We start from the raw sequence: 16,943 nt of genomic DNA, 5'->3' as shown, positions 1-16,943 counted from the left end.
AGAAATATTGCAGAAGCTTTTGTTATCAGAAAGGAAGATAATTTTATGTTGGATTGTTGTAAAAAAAATAAATGGTTTTATTTTGGTCTTACGATTCCGTCGATGTTATTATACGTTCTTGCACTTGCAGGTCCATTACTTTTAGGAACACTTCCGGCATCTTTTTATAATTGGAATTTGATAAAAGGAAATAAAGATTTTGTCGGTCTGGGAAATTACACTAAGCTTCTTGGAGACGAGACATTCATTCATTCTGTGGTATTTACTTTAATTCTGGCGGTAATATCAATTTTAATGTCAAATCTGATTGGCTTTGTAATAGCATATTTTTTAGATTCAAATGTACGGTGTAAAGGCGTAATACGTTCTTTATTTTTTATTCCTAATATTATCAGTGGTGTAATGGTTTCTTTTGTATGGTCTTTTATTTTTACAGGAGCCATTCCAAATCTGGCCAAAATTTTGCACGTAGATGCATTGGCTAATATCAGCTGGTTTGGAAATGCAGGTACTGCGGCTTTTACAGTTATTTTAGTAACAACATGGCAGTCTACCGGTTTTCTTATGATGTTATACATTACAGGATTGCAGACAATACAAAAAGATGTGTTGGAAGCAGCTGTTCTGGATGGATGTACAGGAATTAAGAAAATTATTTATATCCAATTGCCATTGTTAATGCCGACAATTACAATTAATCTCTTTGTATCAATTGCAGGAGCTTTCAAAGCATTTGACATTCCGTTATCACTGACTGGTGGAGGTCCGGCAAATAGTACACAGACAATTGCACTGAATATATATAATGATGCATTTGGTTCGTTTAAAATGGGATATGGCTCTGCAAAATCTATAATACTGTTTTTATTGGTAGGTATTATTGCATTGATTCAGCTTAAGATTACTAGAAAAAGGGAGGTACAGATGTAAAGTGGAAAAAGAAGGAATGAATAAAACAGTAGTTTTAAAAAGTATTTTGTGGCTGTGCCTTGGAATTATCTTTATACTTCCGGTTTTTCTTATTATCATGAATGCGTTTAAACCGAATAATGATATATTAACCTCGTTTATCTCATTTCCCAAAAGTTTATATCTGGAAAATTTTTCTGAAGCAATGCGGATTATGAACTTTTGGACAGTATTTCGCAATACGCTGTTTGTGACGGTATGTACTGTCATAGTTGCCAGTGCCGTGTCTTTTATGAGTGCATATGGAATTTCACATCTTCCTCAAAAGACAGGTGACAAATTATATACATTGTTTGTAGTAGGACAGATTATTCCATTTCATGCAGTTATGATTGCAATTTCTATGTTATCTACAAAACTGGGACTGACTAATACGCATTTAGGACTGATTATATTTTATAGTGGGTTTTATACATCATTTGGTGTTATGACATATGTTGGTTTTCTGAAGAGTGTGCCAAGAGAGTTGGAAGAGGCTGCTGCAATTGACGGTGCGGGACCTTTCAGAACAATGGTGCAGATTATTTTGCCACTGGTAAAATCCACAACAGTGACAATTGGCATTTTGTTTTTCCTTTGGACATGGAATGATCTGTTACTTCCAAGTATTATGATCAGCGATGTGAACCTTCGTACAATTACAGTCAATTTATATATGTTTAAATCTTCTACTAATGCTCAATGGAACCTTTTGATTGCAGGATTGGTTGTAAGTATGATACCAATTATAATTATTTATATTGTAGGACAGAAACATATTACAAGCGGTTTAACAGCGGGTGCAGTAAAATAAAAAAGACAGGAGAAGTAAAGATGAGCACATTTTATGAAGATAATATGAACATAAAAAAGATAAACGGTTTTACACTTCAGCAGGTATCAAGGGATGTATGGGCAATTGATGAGTTTGGTATAGATATTATGTATTTGATTATTGGAACGGAAAGAGCCTTATTGATTGATACTGGCATTGGAATAGGAAATATACGGTCAGTAGTAGAAACAATGACTCATCTGCCTTATGATGTAGTAAATACGCATCATCATTATGACCATGTGGGTGGAAATGGGCGCTTTTCAATGGTTTATGCACATAAAAAAGCAATTCCGGTTATTCAGGAACAGAATAATCTGCAGTCACGTAAGGAATTTTTCCGTTCACAGGAAGCCCGTCCAGAATACAATTATGAAGCAAGCCTGGAATTTGATGCATCAATTATGGGTGACTTTGAGATGAAAGGAATAGAAGAAGGATTTGTTTTCCATCTTGGAAATAGAGATTTGGAGGTTTTGGATACACCAGGACATACTAAAGATGGAATTTGTTTATTAGACAGAAAATACAGATTACTATTTTCCGGAGATACTGTTGTAAGTACGCCAGTATTGATGTTTGATACGTTTTCTGATACAATGAGTACATATTTGGAATCATTGAAAAAATTAGCTCAATTAAGAAATTCATATGAACTTATTTTTCCGGGTCATTATCTTCGACCAATCGGAAGCATCTATATAGATGACCAGATTGCCTGTATTCAGGAAATATTAGAAAAGCATTTGCTTGGAGAAAAAGAAGAGTGTGGTATGACAAAGAGCGAAGTGTATTTTTACCAAAAGGCTTTAGCTTCTGTGTTATATACAGAAGATAGAATCTGCTGAATCAATCTCCGGTATAGACGCATGATATATGCGCTATACCGGGGATTCCTGTTTGTAAGAGAGGTACTAAAAAGAGATGAAGGAAAAAAAAGGACGATTATATAAGTTTTATGGAAAATTAACGATTCGAAATAAATTACTTATTTCCTGTCTCCCATTTGTTGTTTTAGGATATTTTTTAATTTTTTATAGTACTACAGTTATTATGTTTGATCAGATGAAGCAGATGGTATATGATCAGACAGAACAGAATGTTATGGAAAAAAAGAAGCTGGTTAATACATTATTAGATAATTATAATCAGGCTACCATAAAATTTTTATATTATACAAATGAAGTGCAGGAATATTTAAATACCCGTCAAAGTGTATTAAGTGTTGAAGAGCAGGAAAAACTGACTGATATGATTTCTTATCAGATAGGATCTCTTATTACAAATAATCAGGATGCGTTAATGAATGTGTGTATTTATAATAAGTTTAACGAATTATATATTAATAATGCAATTTATTATAATACAATAGAACAGACAAATGATTTTGCAGAAATACTGAAAGAAGCAGCAGAAGAAAAGCATGGAAAGCCGGTGCTTCGTATAAATCCCGTGAGGAAAAATATGATTACTTTTGCAAGAAATATCTACGTTCCCCAAATAGAAAAAAGTGATGAAAAAATCGGATTTCTGATGATGGATATTGACAAAACGGGTATGGAAAAAATCATACAGACAGGAGAGGATAGAGATGTGAACGCTATTCTCATATTGGATTCAGAAAATAATATTCTGGTTAATGGTTCAAATTTATCTGATGATAAATGTAAAACCATTTTGAAAGAACCATCTGGAAATTATAAAATTATCAGATATAATCTTCAATATGATGGGTGTAGTCTTGTAGGAATTTTGGATAAAAATCTGCTTTTTAAGAGTGTATATAAAATTTTCTTCAAAGAGATGGTGATGATTTTGGCTGCAATTTCAATTATTTCAATTGCATTATTCATAACTGCGGCTAAAATTGCAGAACAGATTCAGAAATTTATTGTAAAATTACGTCAGACTACAGAGATAAATTCCAATGCGTATGTTGAGGTTGATTCCAATGATGAATTTAGAGAACTGGCAAATGTTTATAATGCGATGTTGGAAAGAATTGACTTGCTGATTCAGCAGGTATATAAACAGCAGTTGTTAATGAAAGATGCCCAGATTGAATCTCTTCAGGCTCAGATTAACCCACACTTTCTATATAATACATTAGACTGTATTAATAGTCTTGCTGATATGGGTAAGACTACGGAAGTTAAAAAGACGGTAACATCTCTTGGAAGCATTATGAGAATGTCTATTAAAGGGGCACAGTTTTTAAAGATTGAAGAAGAATTAAAGTATGTAAATCAATATTTGTATATTCAGAAAATGCGCTTTCAGGAACATATTATCTGTCTGGTAGAAATACCGGAACAATTATATGAATATTACATTCCAAAGCTGATGATACAGCCGCTTTTGGAAAATGCAATTGTCCATGGGGTTTCAGAATTGAAAGAAACAGGAATGATAGCAGTAACCGGGAAGGAAACGGAAGATGCAATTTATATTACTGTAAAAGATAATGGAAATGGGATGCCGGAAACTATTATCAGACAGCTGGAAGAAATAAGAGAAAATGGAATACTGAAAGAGAAGGAACACATTGGTATCTTTAATATTCAGCAAAGACTTTTGCTACTGTACGGAAAGGAATATGGTTTGACTGTGGAACATGTAAAGCCATCGGGGACAGCAGTAACCATCTGTATTCCCAAAACAAAGGGGGAAAAAGGATATGAAAGTGGTAATTATAGATGATGAACCATTGATATCAGACAAATTAAAAAGGATCATGGAAACGGGACTACGGGGTATGCATACGGTTTGTGCTTTTACAGATGCACAGATGGCATTGGATTATATTGAACAGGAAAAACCTGGGGTTATTTTGACAGATATTCGTATGCCGGGCATCACTGGAATCGATCTGGCAAAGCAGATCAATCAAATGGATTATGGAGCAAAAATTGTTTTTCTGACTGGATATGCAGAGTTTGAATATGCCAGATATGGAATAGAGTATAAAGTTTTTGACTATCTTTTAAAGCCCGTAGATGAACAGGAAGCAATCAAGTGCTTAAATCGAGCGATTAGTGCATTTCATGCAGAACAAAAACATACGGAAATGTATCAGATTTTCCAGGATTATTTTGTTAAAAATCAGGAGCTGATCAGACAACAATTTGTGGAAAAACTCTTTTTTCAACCTGTAATTTTTTCAGAAAAACAGATGGAACTGCAAAAGCAGAAGCTGCGGATTGCAATAAACGGATATAGAGTGGTGGCTGTTACATATGACAGGAATCATATGCCTTTGGAAGAAGAGAGCTATTACAGTTATATAATCCATGAATTTTTTCTGAAAAAATTTAAAGAGATACTGGCACTGGAACATGGTGGTATCTTTTATATGATCTGGCCAACAGAAGAAAAGACACTGTGGAAATTCTGCAGTAAATTAGAGCTGATCAGAAGAGAACTGGCCCAGTTGCAGCCACTGGATTGTATGATAGCTGTCAGCCATTATTCTGAAAATCTGTCTGATATTCAACAGATGAAAAAGGAAGTGTTGAAATGTCTGGAATACGGAAAAGATACGGGATGTACGCAGTTGCTTTCATATCAGGATTTACCGATGGAATATAAGGAAAATGACTTTTTCGATGTTACAGAAGCAATTACAGAACTGATCAGATATCTTCGATCCGGTAATAAGAAAAAAATATTCGAACAGATGCAGAAGATTATCAATGAGACAGAGAAAGAGACAGAAAAATATTTTAACAATATCATGGAGTTGATAGGTGCCAATATATTTTTATTTCTTTCAGGAATTCCATTGGATAAGGAAAGCAAAAATAAGATTACGGAATCATTTGAGCAACAGATTCATGTACAATCGGAAAGAAAGACAAAAGCAGACTATATGAAATATTGGCTGGAGTATATTGCAGATAATATTCAAAGTATGCATAATAATGATCAGAATCAGCTAATCCAGCAAATTTATAAATATCTGAATGATAATTTTTCACAACCAATCGGTCTGACAAATGTTTCAGAACATGTAAACAGAAATCCTTCGTATATCAGTCGTTTTATCAAACAGGCTACCGGAAGAAAATTTTCTGAAATTCTTGCAGAACTGCGTTTGGAGAAGGCAAAAAAATTATTACGTTCGTCTAATTTAAAGATTACTCAGATAGCAGAACAGGTAGGATATCCCAATCTACAATATTTTACCCGGGTTTTTACTGGACAGATGAATATGACACCGGCAGAATATCGGAAAATTACAACTTATTTTTAAGTATTACTATGTTGCAACTTTGTATAGTATTTTATAAGTATAAGGATAGTCGACTTTATAATGACGATTTTGCAACTCTACATACAAATAAATGTAAAGGCAAATGCAGCCTCTATATCTGTAAGCAGGAAAAAAGAGATATAGGGGTTGCATTTATTTTTTTACTGAATCAAATAAGCACTCTGCGCGATTACGAAAAGCAATGAGCAGTGGGTGGTGGGGACTTAACGTATAGAAATAAAAATAAAGGTAGTCAAGAAAAGTGGTTCACGTCGTTTTTTGTATAAAAACATGAAAATATTATGAATAAAAGCTAATAAAACGTGAAAAAAAGATTGAAAAAGGCTCATAAAACGTGATAGCTTTGAAGAAAGGAGGCGGTTCTATGTATTTAAAAAGAAAGATAGATGAGTACCTGCTGGAGTGGAAAAAAAATGAAGAAAGACTTCCGTTAATTATAAAAGGTGCAAGGCAGATTGGAAAAACGGAATCTATTAATCATTTTGCAGAACAAAATTACAGTAATATTGTGAGTATTAATTTTGTTCTGGAACCTAAATATAAAACAATATTAAGTGACGGATATGCTGTTGAAGATATTATAAAAAATATTTCTATGATAGATACATCAAAAAGATTTATAGCAGGTGACACTGTGATTATTTTTGATGAATTACAGGAGTTTCCGGATATTGCAACTGCCTTGAAGTCCTTCCGGATAGATGGAAGATTTGATGTCATATGCAGTGGTTTCTTGCTTGGAATCAATTACAGAAAAATTCATAGCAACAGTGTGGGATATAAAACAGATTATGAAATGTTTTCGATGGACTTTGAAGAATTTCTGTGGGCGAAAGGATACTCGGAGAAGCACATTGAAGATATCTTGCAACATATGCAGACAGGAACTCCATTTTCAGAAACCGAATTATCAGTCTATAAAAAATTGTTTTTGGAATATTGTGTACTTGGCGGTATGCCTGCAGTAGTAAAAGTATATATTGAAAAAAATCTTTTTACAGATACTCTGGAAATCCAGAGACAGATCCAGATGGATTATGAAGAGGATATCAGAAAATACGCTGAAGGTCTGGATCAGACTAAAATTGTAAGTGTCTATCGGAACGTACCTGTACAGCTTGCAAAAGAAAATAAAAAATTTCAATTAAGTAAAATAGACAAAAAAGCCAGAAGTCGAGAATATATGGGATGTATAACCTGGCTCGAAGATGCAGGTGTGATTTCTGTATGTTATTGTCTGCAGTATCCGGAGCTTCCATTAAAGGGAAACTATGATGACTCAAAATTCAAAATCTATTATCCAGATACAGGATTGTTGATTGCTTCATTAGATGAAGAAGCACAAGAAGATCTTCGGGCGAATAAAAATCTTGGAGTATACAAAGGTGCCCTATATGAAAATTTCGTAGCAGAGGCGTTTGTGAAACAGGGGCTTGGACTATATTATTATAAAAAAGAAAATGCTACCTTGGAAGAAGATTTTTTTGTAAGGACAAAAGACGAGCTGGTTCCGGTAGAAGTGAAGGCGAACAGGAACCGGTCTAAGTCATTGAGGCAATTGATATCCGGTGATTCTTATGGAGATATTCACTGGGGAATAAAACTTGCAGACAGCAATGTTGGAATAGAAGACGGGATTTATACATTTCCATATTTCTGTACGTTCTTATTAAAACGGTATCTCAGAGAAAAATAATAACGTTAACATCAAACATTTCAGAAAACCCTATGGATTGCGACCTCATTATTGTATGTGAACATGAAATAACAGTAGGCAGAATGAAAGAGTTGGGGTAAAATAAGAGTATAGATTTTGGAGACTTAAAGAAATTGTTTTGAGGAAGAATGGAGATTGATTTACGAGAGAAGCAGGGAAGATGCAGATGGAGAAAAAATTGGAGACAGTATTCCGTTTATAAAACCTGCATTGATTATTTGCGGCGATTCATTGAACAGAAAATCATCGGAATATCAAAGACTTGTTGAGATAGCAACAAAAAAATATTGCTGTGTTGTGGTAGGTTATCAATAATTTTGGACTCGCTGAGTCTAAAATTTAAAAGCATTAAAATAATGTAAATATTTAAGCACAGGAAGGAGAACTATATGACACTACAAGAAGTGGTTGCAAGATTTAATACAACTCCATTTTTGTTTGCAGGTTCTGGTATTACCAGAAGATATTATGGATTACCAGACTGGGTTGGCTTATTGACATATTTTGCTGAGAAGGTAAAAAAAGATCCGTTTGCTTATAGATTTTATGAAAACAAAGCTAGCGAGACGGAACATACAGAAGAAAAACTTCCATTGGTTGCAAGCTATATTGAAAAAGATTTTAATGATGCTTGGTTTAATAATGAAGAAGGAATACGTTCGGATTCAGAAAAAGTATACAGTTCAGTTTCCACTGGGGTTTCTCCTTTTAAGGCAGAAATAAGTGAATATATTGCTTCACTGTCAACGGTTAATCCTGTTTATGCGGATGAAGTTGAAAAACTCAGAAATATTGCAAAAGATAATTTGTCCGGTGTGATTACAACAAATTATGATTGCTTTTTCGAGAATATTTTTGAGGGTTATAAAACTTTTGTGGGACAGGATGAACTAGTATTTTCACAGTTGCAAGGAATTGCGGAAATCTATAAAATTCATGGTTCTGTACAAAATCCAGAATCCATTGTCATTAACAAAGCAGATTATCAGAAATTTTATGACAAAGGAAAATATCTTGCCGCAAAATTGATGACGATTTTTATGGAATATCCGATTATTTTCATAGGTTACTCTATTTCAGATTCAGATATTCAGGCGATTCTTAGCGATGTTGTGGAATGTTTGCCATTGGATAAAATAGAAACTTTACAAAAAAGATTTATTTTCGTTGAATATAATCCGGATTTCATTGGAAGTGAGATAACTTCTCATTCAATGATTATACGCAGTAAATTGCTGGAAATGACTAAAATAACACTTTCAGATTTTTGTCTGTTATATGATGCTCTGTCTGTAAAAAAAGCGGCTTTACCAGTTAAATTATTGCGTAGATTTAAGGATGAGCTTTATGCGTTTGCGTTGACTCAACAACCGGGACCAACGATGCAGGTCGCTTCATTGGAAGATGGTCGTATTGATGAAAATATGCTTGCACTTTCGATTGGTTTAACAACGACCGGTGTATATGGTTTAGCAAGAGCAGTAAATTCTGAACAATGGTATAGAAACATTATTTTACACGATTCGTTATATTCATGCGAGCAATTATTAGAATTTGTTTATCCAGAGCTTGCAAAACAAAATTCCTGGAAATTGCCGGTGTGGTATTATATTTCAAAATCTAATATGAAAAGCGAATTGGCAGAAGAAAAAGCCCCACATTCATATACTGAAATTGTCACAGAATCAACAATTAAACGTAATCGTTCTGCAATTGGAGAAAGAACAGCATGGGAAGTATGGACACAAGAAAAAGATAATTTAATGAAGGCAATTCGTTTGCTTGGGTGTATGCCAGAAGAAAAAATAGATGTAAATCAGTATCGAAGTATTTTGCAAGCGATATTTACAGAGAACAACAATATTTTAAGTTCTTTAGATAGTCCGAATCGTAGTAATCTTCACAGAATGATTAGGATATATGATTTTCTGGAATATGGACAAAAAAAGACCCCGTGATTCAAGCATCTGCAAGCAGACACCATCACGGAGACCCCGGACAGCTGGAATACAGGCAACATAGCATCTGTAAACAGACACCATCACGGATGCACTATAAACCTATACTCATTATATGAGGTAAGCTATTTTTTGTCAACAACCAGATCTTGGATAAAGAAGGAAAGAGAACCATGATTATAGAAGAAATTTATGCAGGTGTAGCGATAAGTACCATATATTTGAAAGTACAGAGGGAAGATAATGCAGCATGGATACAGACAAAATAATACAAGATTTAAATCGCAGATTTGCTGTACTTCTGCCTGAGTTTTATCAGCGTCGTATCATTTTCTGGTACGATGAAGATAAGGAATTTGAGGATAAACTGGATGAAGTGGTTTTGGAAAATGCAAAGGTGATTGAGCTGACTGGGAATAATGTGTTTTGCCGGAATCTATATGAAGCTCGGAGAACTAATGAGTATGTTCAGTCTTAATGCCAATGACAGCCAGCGTGACCGTTCATGTGGATAAGGACGGTGCAATGGCCATTACCCAGAATCCGACACTTGCTCCAGCAGTACAGAAATCGAAGCATGAGCCGAAAGCACAGGAAACCGATGTCCGTGTCAGCTCTGATACAGTCAAGGACGCTACCGTTTTCTTGGAAACATTCTTTAAGCTGTATCCGACAGCTGCGGAAAAGGAACTTGCCTATTATGTCAAAGACGGAGTGCTTGCTCCTGTTTCTGGCGACTATGTATTTTCAGAACTGGTAAACCCTGTCTTTACCAAAGATGGCGATAACCGCAAGGTCAGTGTGTCTGTGAAGTATCTGGATAATAAGTCGAAAATGACACAAATCTCACAGTATGAGCTTGTATTACATAAGAACGATAACTGTAAGATCGTAGAATAAAATATTACAGCAGAATAGTATACAACAAAACAGAGTAATGTGGACATCCGTTTAGCACCGACCGTAGCGGAGCGAAGAACATTTAGATGCACAGATTACAATGAATGTCTACAATCATATTGCAGAGAAGTCTCACGTGGAAAATGAGATGTCTAAAATGAATCTGCCGGAAACTGACCTGCTGTGGTATAAACCATAAGCCGTTGTCGTAAAATGTGGTAAGAAAATCAGACGAATATATTTTTCCAAGAATTTGTCGTAAAAATGTGGTCAAATCAAGAAAATTGAGTGCGAAAGAGAATGTTACGCCATGCACAGCGAGGGAATAAATTCCCTCGCTGTCGCCCTATAAAATAGCAAAAATAGACGCCCTTGCAAGTAAACTTGCAGGGCGTTATTTTTGCTATTTTGCATGGCTCGTAGCGTTCACAAATTCTTCACAAAAAATTAGCACTCACCTCTTGACAGTGCTAATAATAAGTGTTATATTACAGATAGAACAAAGGAAGGGGAACAAAAAGAGAACAAAGAAATAAGTTCTATGAGATTCCTGATAACCTAAGTTCCAAAGAAACAAGGTAAAGATGCATAACTGGGAGTCCATCACATGTAGATGGACGGTATAGAAAAGGAGAGATGACTTATGTTGATGCCTAGTATTTTTGGAGAAAATTTATTTGATGACTTTTTTGGAGATTTTCCATTTTATTATGATGACAGAGCAATGAAAGATACAGAGAAGAAACTTTACGGACGCAGAGCCAGCCATATAATGAAAACCGATATCAAGGAAACTGATAAAGGCTATGAACTGGTCGTAGATCTTCCGGGATTTACCAAAGATGAAGTAAAGGCTGATCTGGAGAATGGTTATCTGACTATCAGTGCAGAGAAAGGTCTGGATAAAGATGAGCAGGAAAAAGAGACAGGACGTTATATCCGTAAGGAACGTTACGCAGGTGCCTGCAGCCGTAGCTTCTATGTAGGTAAAGAAGTTGAGAAAGAAGACATTAAAGCAGAATTCAAACATGGTATCCTCACATTATTTGTACCAAAGAAAGAAGCAAAACCAGCAGTAGAACAGAAGAAAACAATTGCCATTGAAGGCTGATGAATAAATATTCTGACTGACCCGTTAAGGGTCAGCCAGAGATTAAAAACAGAAATAAAAGCTTACACTAAAAGATTGAAGATAAAAGGTTGAAAAAACCTGTAAAGATAGATTTGGAAAGTAAATCTGGTGAACAGATTTGACATATATAAAATATATTAGAAAAGGAGATATGACTTATGTTAATGCCTAGTATTTTTGGAGAAAATTTATTTGATGACTTTTTTGGAGATTTCCCATTTTATTATGATGACAGAGCAATGAAAGATGCAGAGAAGAAACTTTATGGACATAAAGCAAATCATGTAATGAAAACTGATATCAAGGAAATGAATAACGGATACGAACTGATTGTAGATCTTCCAGGATTTAAGAAAGATGAAGTTCATGCAGCACTTGAAAATGGTTATCTGACCATCAGTGCAGAGAAAGGTCTGGATAAAGATGAGAAGGAAAAAGAGACAGGACGTTATATCCGCAGAGAACGTTATGCAGGTGCCTGCAGTCGTAGCTTCTATGTAGGTAAAGAAGTACATCAGGACGACATCAAAGCAGAATTCAAACATGGTATCCTGACATTATTTGTTCCGAAGAAAGAAGCAAAGCCAGCAGTGGAACAGAAGCACAGCATCTCCATTGAAGGATAATAGATGTTAAGTTACAGCAACGGGAGGTCAAATCTTTTGGCTTCCCGTTGTTTGCATAATGAGGATTGCAGAAATATGAAGTCAGGAATGATTGCGTTAGAATGTGTTTATGAGGGAAGGTGATGATATTGAAAAGAGATTACTATGAAGTTCTTGGCGTGAACAAAAACGCAGATGCAGCAACGATTAAGAAAGCATACAGAAAACTGGCAAAGAAATATCATCCGGACAGTAATGAGGGAAATGCTTCGGCAGCAGAGCATTTTAAGGAAGTAAATGAAGCCTATGATGTTCTGAGTGATGAGAAGAAACGTAAACTGTATGACCAGTTTGGCCACGCTGCTTTTGAAGAAGGCGCCGGTAATTATGGAAATGCACAGGGCAGCCCGTTTGGCAGTGGCTTTAGCGGAGCACAGGGCAATCCTTTTGGCGGCGGTTTCCATGGCTCGTACAGTGATGGCAATGGTTATCATGAATATCATTTTGAAAATGGCGAAGATATGGATGATATCTTAAAGAACATCTTTGGTGGTGGATTTAAGAAGAGTAAATCATCAGGTGGTTTTGGAAGCAGCGGCTTCGGTGGCAGTGGATTTCACGGAAGTGGTTTTGGCGGATTCGGAAGTAACGGAACGGATGGCTTCGGCAGTGGCTTTGGCGGTTCTTACAGCAGTAAAGGTGAGGATCTTCATGCAGAGGTTACTGTCAGCTTTGATGAAGCTGCTTTTGGCGGTAAGAAGGTTATTCGCCTGCAGAGCAGCAACGGTGGTGTCCAGAATTATGAAGTCAATATTCCGGCAGGTATTGAATCCGGTAAGTCTATCAGACTTAAAGGAAAAGGATATCCGGGAGTGGGCGGAGGTGAAGCCGGTGACCTGCTTCTGAAAATAAATGTTCAGGATAAACCGGGATATAAACGGGAAGGCAGAGATGTGTACACAACTGTAAATATCCCATTTACAACAGCAGTATTTGGCGGTGAGGCAAAGGTTCACACCATTTACGGTGATGTTCTTTGTAACATTAAACCAGGTACTCAGTCCGGAACGAAGATACGTCTGAGAGGCAAAGGTATCGTTGCAATGAATAATCCGTCGGTACACGGTGATGAATATGCAACTGTACAGATTGAAGTTCCGACAAATCTGACACCGGAAGCAAGACGGAAACTGAAAGAATTTGAGCAGGAATGTAATGGAAGCCGCAGAAGCCGTGGATTTGGCAGCGGGAGTGCGGCGTGAAGAGTAATCAGAAATATTTTTGAGAATATAGTGAAGCAATTTTGCAGGGAAACGAAAAGGATACATGCACAGTAACATTACCGTGTATGTATCCTTTTAGCATAATAGGGAAAAACATTCTATGAGCTTTTTCTGATATAGAATATTGTTTATCTGGGTTCTTTTCCATCACGGAAGAGCATCATCATTTCCTTGGTCAGGCTGATATTATTGCCCTGATCCGGGATTTTGTCACGTTCTACCCACTGTGCCATGGAGAGCTCTTCATGGTCAACGGTCAGGGTATCATCGCCGTCCACATCACAGAAGAATCCGAAAAGCAGGGTACCGCTGAAGGACCATGGCTGGCTTTTGTAATAGCGGAGATTCTTTACCTTAAGGTCAACTTCCTCCATTACTTCTCTGTGAACAGTTTCTTCAATGGTTTCTCCGATTTCTGCAAAGCCTGCGATAAGGGCGTAACGCTTAAATCTGCGGCCCTCATATTTGGAAAGAATGATTTTATCTCCGTTTGTGATTCCTACGATTACTGCAGGACACAGGACAGGGTACTCCTGATTGCCGCAGGAAGGGCATTCCATCATACGTTCTTTTTGGCTGTGCAGCATTGGTTTTCCACAGCAGCCGCAGAACCGGCGCTTGCTGTACCACTGGAAAAGCTGATGTCCTGTAACTCCTGCAAACGCCAGATGCTGTGGCCGGGCTGTCCGAAGATTTCGTATATCCTGGAATTCATAATCTGGAAGAAGGGTGGTATCCAATTCCGGGATCAGATAGAAACGCTGATCATCGATAGAAAACAGATAAATATACTTGCTGTAGAGATCTGAAACTTTTTCCTCCAGATCCTGAAAACGTGGAAAATAAATATCTGCTTCCCGTTCCTGATGTGGAAGAAGAATACTGCCTTTTTCGTAGGCAAGGATAAAACTGTTCTTATCCGGGGCAGAAGATTTGTATTCGTTGTGATAAGTATGTGGTGCGATGTCCTGAATCATAGTAATGTTCCTTTTCTGTTACTGCCGCCGCAGAGTTGTTCTGTGAAATATATTACAGGTGCGGAAGTGAGCAGTAATCTATTATTTATTAAATGAGCAGGCAATCCTGCAGGCAGGATTGCCTGTACATAGTATATTACGGCAGTTTTAGAAAAACAAGAGAAGATGTCCAATTGCTACAGGCAATCTGGAATGAATTGTTACTGTTCACTGGTGATATCCCGCGAGGTGTTTTTTGTGAGCGAAGGTCACAGAAAACCCGAGACATACCGTGCGAATTTATGCGATTAGCATAAATTGAGTTTGCAAAGCGTGTTGCTGAGAACGGAGTGAACAGTAACATTTTGGCTTGCATGCCTCGGGATATTACCAGGGAACAATAATACAGTAACATAAGAAATACTGAAAAAAATAAAAAACGTATTGCACTTTGAAAATGAGAGTGGTATAATCAGCTTAACAAATTGGTAATACCAAAAAACGAAATGAGTAATACTTGAATGGAGGGATTTTACAGTTATGGGATATGTAAAATGGAGTTATGACACATTAAATACTTTTTGCCACGACGTATTTCGTAAATTTGGTTTTAATGAAGAAGAGACGAATATCATCAAGGATGTTTTGCTTACCGCGGATCTGTACGGGATTGAAAGCCATGGAATGCAGAGAATGGTAAGATATGATAAAGGAATTGAGAAGGGAACCATCCATCCGGATGCGAAACCTGAGGTCGTATTTGAGACACCTGTATCAGCAGTGATCGACGGACATGACGGTATGGGACAGCTGATTTCCCATTTTGCAATGGAGAAAGCTATTGAGAAGGCGAAGAAAACAGGTGTTGGATTTGTATCTGTAAGAAACTCCAATCATTTCGGTATTGCAGGATATTATGCGGAAATGGCTTCAAAACAGGGCTTACTTGGTATGGCATGTACCAACTCGGAAGCAATCATGGTACCTACCTTTGGACGAAAAGCAATGCTTGGTTCCAATCCCATTGCAGTGGCAATGCCGGCAGAACCTTATCCATTCCTTTTTGACTGCTCCACAACAGTAGTTACCAGAGGAAAACTGGAAATGTATAATAAGATGGGAAAACCACTTCCACAGGGCTGGGCTCTGGGAGCAAATGGTCAGGAAAGCACAGATGCCCCGGATGTACTTGCCAATATTGTTGCCAAGAAGGGCGGCGGAATCATGCCACTTGGCGGTAATAAAGAGGTAAACGGAAGTCATAAGGGTTACGGTTATGGAATGCTCTGCGAGATTTTCAGCTCCATCTTTTCCATGGGTGTTACTTCTGATAAATGCTGTACATTTAAAGACAAGACAGGTATCTGTCATGGATTTGCTGCCATTGATCCCGCAATCTTCGGAAATGCCGATGATATCAGGGCGCATTTTTCCGAATATCTGGAAACTCTTCGTCAGAGTCCAAAGGCAGAAGGCGCAGAGCAGATTTATACTCATGGTGAGAAGGAAGTATTTGCAGAAAAAGAGCGCAGAGAGAATGGCATTCCTGTAAATGACAACACTATGGTTGAGCTTGCCAACCTCTGCAATTATCTGAAGGTTGATTTTGGCTCTTACTTCAAGGGCTATGAACTGCCGAAGGACAGTAAGTTCTTTAGTGGTAATTATTAAATAAGCGCCCATCATGCTGATAACCATAACTATAGAATATATCATATAAAATTACTTTTTTTGAGACGCCCGTTTATCAGCATGTGGAAATAAAAAGAAACTGCATAATCAGATACGACCGGTAGAATTTACAGATCGTATCTGATATGCAGTTTTTTGTTTTCTTTAATTTTCTTCAGTATTCTTCGAACAGTTATGAGCATTCATGTCATCGTTGTCTGTCATAAGATATTTGCGGATCGCAAACAGAACTGCGATACTGAGTACGCCAAGAAGAGTTTCTGCTGGCCCGAGGTGTTCGACTACCATCTGACGTGCTGTGGCAAACATCAGAACCTCAACAACTGTCTGTGCGGAATGCTGGCAGAGCATTTTTACAAATTCCACGCCTACTACCAGAGACAAAGCCTGGGAAAGGAAAGTGCTGAAAAATTCTGTATCCATGGACATAACAGAAGTATCTGCAACCTCCATGATCAGCCGGAAGCCTGCCAGTGCGATCACCAGCAGAATTACCATAGAAAGAGCAATTTCCGCGTAGCGTGAAATATTGTAAATGATTGTGTTAAAGTGTTTACGAATGTTATGGTTAACCTGTCGTTTGGGGCTCATAACTGTGAGTCCTTTCTGTTTTGTTGTATATGGTGAATGTAAAGAAGCGTAAC

The 16,943-nt window shown here is 37.0% G+C and carries 15 protein-coding genes and 1 pseudogene; 14 read left to right on the top strand and 2 right to left on the bottom strand.

The genetic code is table 11. The features are described 5' to 3' along the window. The first annotated feature begins 45 nt into the window (after window positions 1-45). The 13 genes and pseudogenes from NQ550_RS21340 to NQ550_RS21280 all read left to right on the top strand — a co-directional run bounded on the left by NQ550_RS21340 (window position 46) and on the right by NQ550_RS21280 (window position 13,630). Complete coding sequence (locus NQ550_RS21340; RefSeq protein WP_022380410.1) at window positions 46-930, top strand: carbohydrate ABC transporter permease; 885 nt, start codon at window positions 46-48, stop codon at window positions 928-930. Window position 931: 1 nt separating this feature from the next. After that, the gene (locus tag NQ550_RS21335; RefSeq protein WP_022380411.1) at window positions 932-1,762 is read left to right on the top strand and encodes a carbohydrate ABC transporter permease; all 831 of its coding nucleotides are present in this window, start codon (window positions 932-934) and stop codon (window positions 1,760-1,762) included. Window positions 1,763-1,782: 20 nt separating this feature from the next. Then, window positions 1,783-2,631: an MBL fold metallo-hydrolase gene (locus NQ550_RS21330; RefSeq protein ID WP_022380412.1), complete on the top strand. Its 849-nt coding sequence runs from the start codon at window positions 1,783-1,785 to the stop codon at window positions 2,629-2,631. Window positions 2,632-2,836: 205 nt separating this feature from the next. Next, window positions 2,837-4,483 (top strand): sensor histidine kinase, encoded by a 1,647-nt coding sequence (locus NQ550_RS21325; protein ID WP_259838820.1) that lies wholly within the window; start codon window positions 2,837-2,839, stop codon window positions 4,481-4,483. Beyond that, a complete protein-coding gene (locus NQ550_RS21320; protein ID WP_025578049.1) occupies window positions 4,461-6,035 on the top strand; it encodes a response regulator in 1,575 nt (524 codons plus the stop codon). The genes NQ550_RS21325 and NQ550_RS21320 overlap by 23 nt, the downstream gene beginning before the upstream one ends. A gap of 385 nt (window positions 6,036-6,420) precedes the next feature. Next, window positions 6,421-7,752 (top strand): ATP-binding protein, encoded by a 1,332-nt coding sequence (locus NQ550_RS21315; protein ID WP_025578052.1) that lies wholly within the window; start codon window positions 6,421-6,423, stop codon window positions 7,750-7,752. 156 nt (window positions 7,753-7,908) lie between these two features. After that, window positions 7,909-8,088, top strand: a complete 180-nt coding sequence (locus NQ550_RS21310) for a hypothetical protein (RefSeq protein WP_025578053.1) — start codon at window positions 7,909-7,911, stop codon at window positions 8,086-8,088. 74 nt (window positions 8,089-8,162) lie between these two features. Beyond that, window positions 8,163-9,731: an SIR2 family protein gene (locus NQ550_RS21305; RefSeq protein ID WP_025578054.1), complete on the top strand. Its 1,569-nt coding sequence runs from the start codon at window positions 8,163-8,165 to the stop codon at window positions 9,729-9,731. Window positions 9,732-9,981: 250 nt separating this feature from the next. After that, the gene (locus NQ550_RS21300) at window positions 9,982-10,209 is read left to right on the top strand and encodes a hypothetical protein (protein ID WP_029676894.1); all 228 of its coding nucleotides are present in this window, start codon (window positions 9,982-9,984) and stop codon (window positions 10,207-10,209) included. Between the two features lie 8 nt (window positions 10,210-10,217). After that, a pseudogene (locus tag NQ550_RS21295) lies at window positions 10,218-10,631 on the top strand (conjugal transfer protein); the annotation flags it as partial. 643 nt (window positions 10,632-11,274) lie between these two features. Next, window positions 11,275-11,742 carry an Hsp20/alpha crystallin family protein gene (locus NQ550_RS21290; protein WP_008705428.1) on the top strand — a complete coding sequence of 156 codons (468 nt, stop codon included), beginning with the start codon at window positions 11,275-11,277 and terminating at the stop codon, window positions 11,740-11,742. Between the two features lie 179 nt (window positions 11,743-11,921). Further along, on the top strand, window positions 11,922-12,389 hold the full coding sequence (locus NQ550_RS21285; RefSeq protein WP_008705425.1) for an Hsp20/alpha crystallin family protein: 468 nt from the start codon (window positions 11,922-11,924) through the stop codon (window positions 12,387-12,389). A gap of 125 nt (window positions 12,390-12,514) precedes the next feature. Continuing rightward, complete coding sequence (locus tag NQ550_RS21280; protein ID WP_025578056.1) at window positions 12,515-13,630, top strand: DnaJ C-terminal domain-containing protein; 1,116 nt, start codon at window positions 12,515-12,517, stop codon at window positions 13,628-13,630. 149 nt (window positions 13,631-13,779) lie between these two features. On the opposite strand, the gene nudC is transcribed toward NQ550_RS21280, so the two are convergent. Beyond that, window positions 13,780-14,628 carry an NAD(+) diphosphatase gene (nudC, locus tag NQ550_RS21275; RefSeq protein ID WP_025578057.1) on the bottom strand — a complete coding sequence of 283 codons (849 nt, stop codon included), beginning with the start codon at window positions 14,626-14,628 and terminating at the stop codon, window positions 13,780-13,782. A 519-nt stretch (window positions 14,629-15,147) separates the two neighbouring features. Between nudC and NQ550_RS21270 the strand changes: the two genes are divergently transcribed. Beyond that, entirely contained in the window at window positions 15,148-16,278 is a 1,131-nt protein-coding gene (locus NQ550_RS21270) for an Ldh family oxidoreductase (RefSeq protein WP_022380451.1), read from the top strand. Between the two features lie 165 nt (window positions 16,279-16,443). Here NQ550_RS21270 and NQ550_RS21265 read toward each other — a convergent pair whose 3' ends face one another. Then, on the bottom strand, window positions 16,444-16,890 hold the full coding sequence (locus NQ550_RS21265; protein ID WP_029676897.1) for a hypothetical protein: 447 nt from the start codon (window positions 16,888-16,890) through the stop codon (window positions 16,444-16,446). Between the last annotated feature and the right edge of the window lie 53 nt (window positions 16,891-16,943).

Source organism: Blautia wexlerae DSM 19850, assembly GCF_025148125.1.
In the GTDB taxonomy this organism is placed as follows: domain Bacteria; phylum Bacillota; class Clostridia; order Lachnospirales; family Lachnospiraceae; genus Blautia_A; species Blautia_A wexlerae.
The sequence above is the reverse complement of the archived record's forward strand: the minus strand, read 5'-3'. Positions and strand labels throughout refer to the sequence as shown.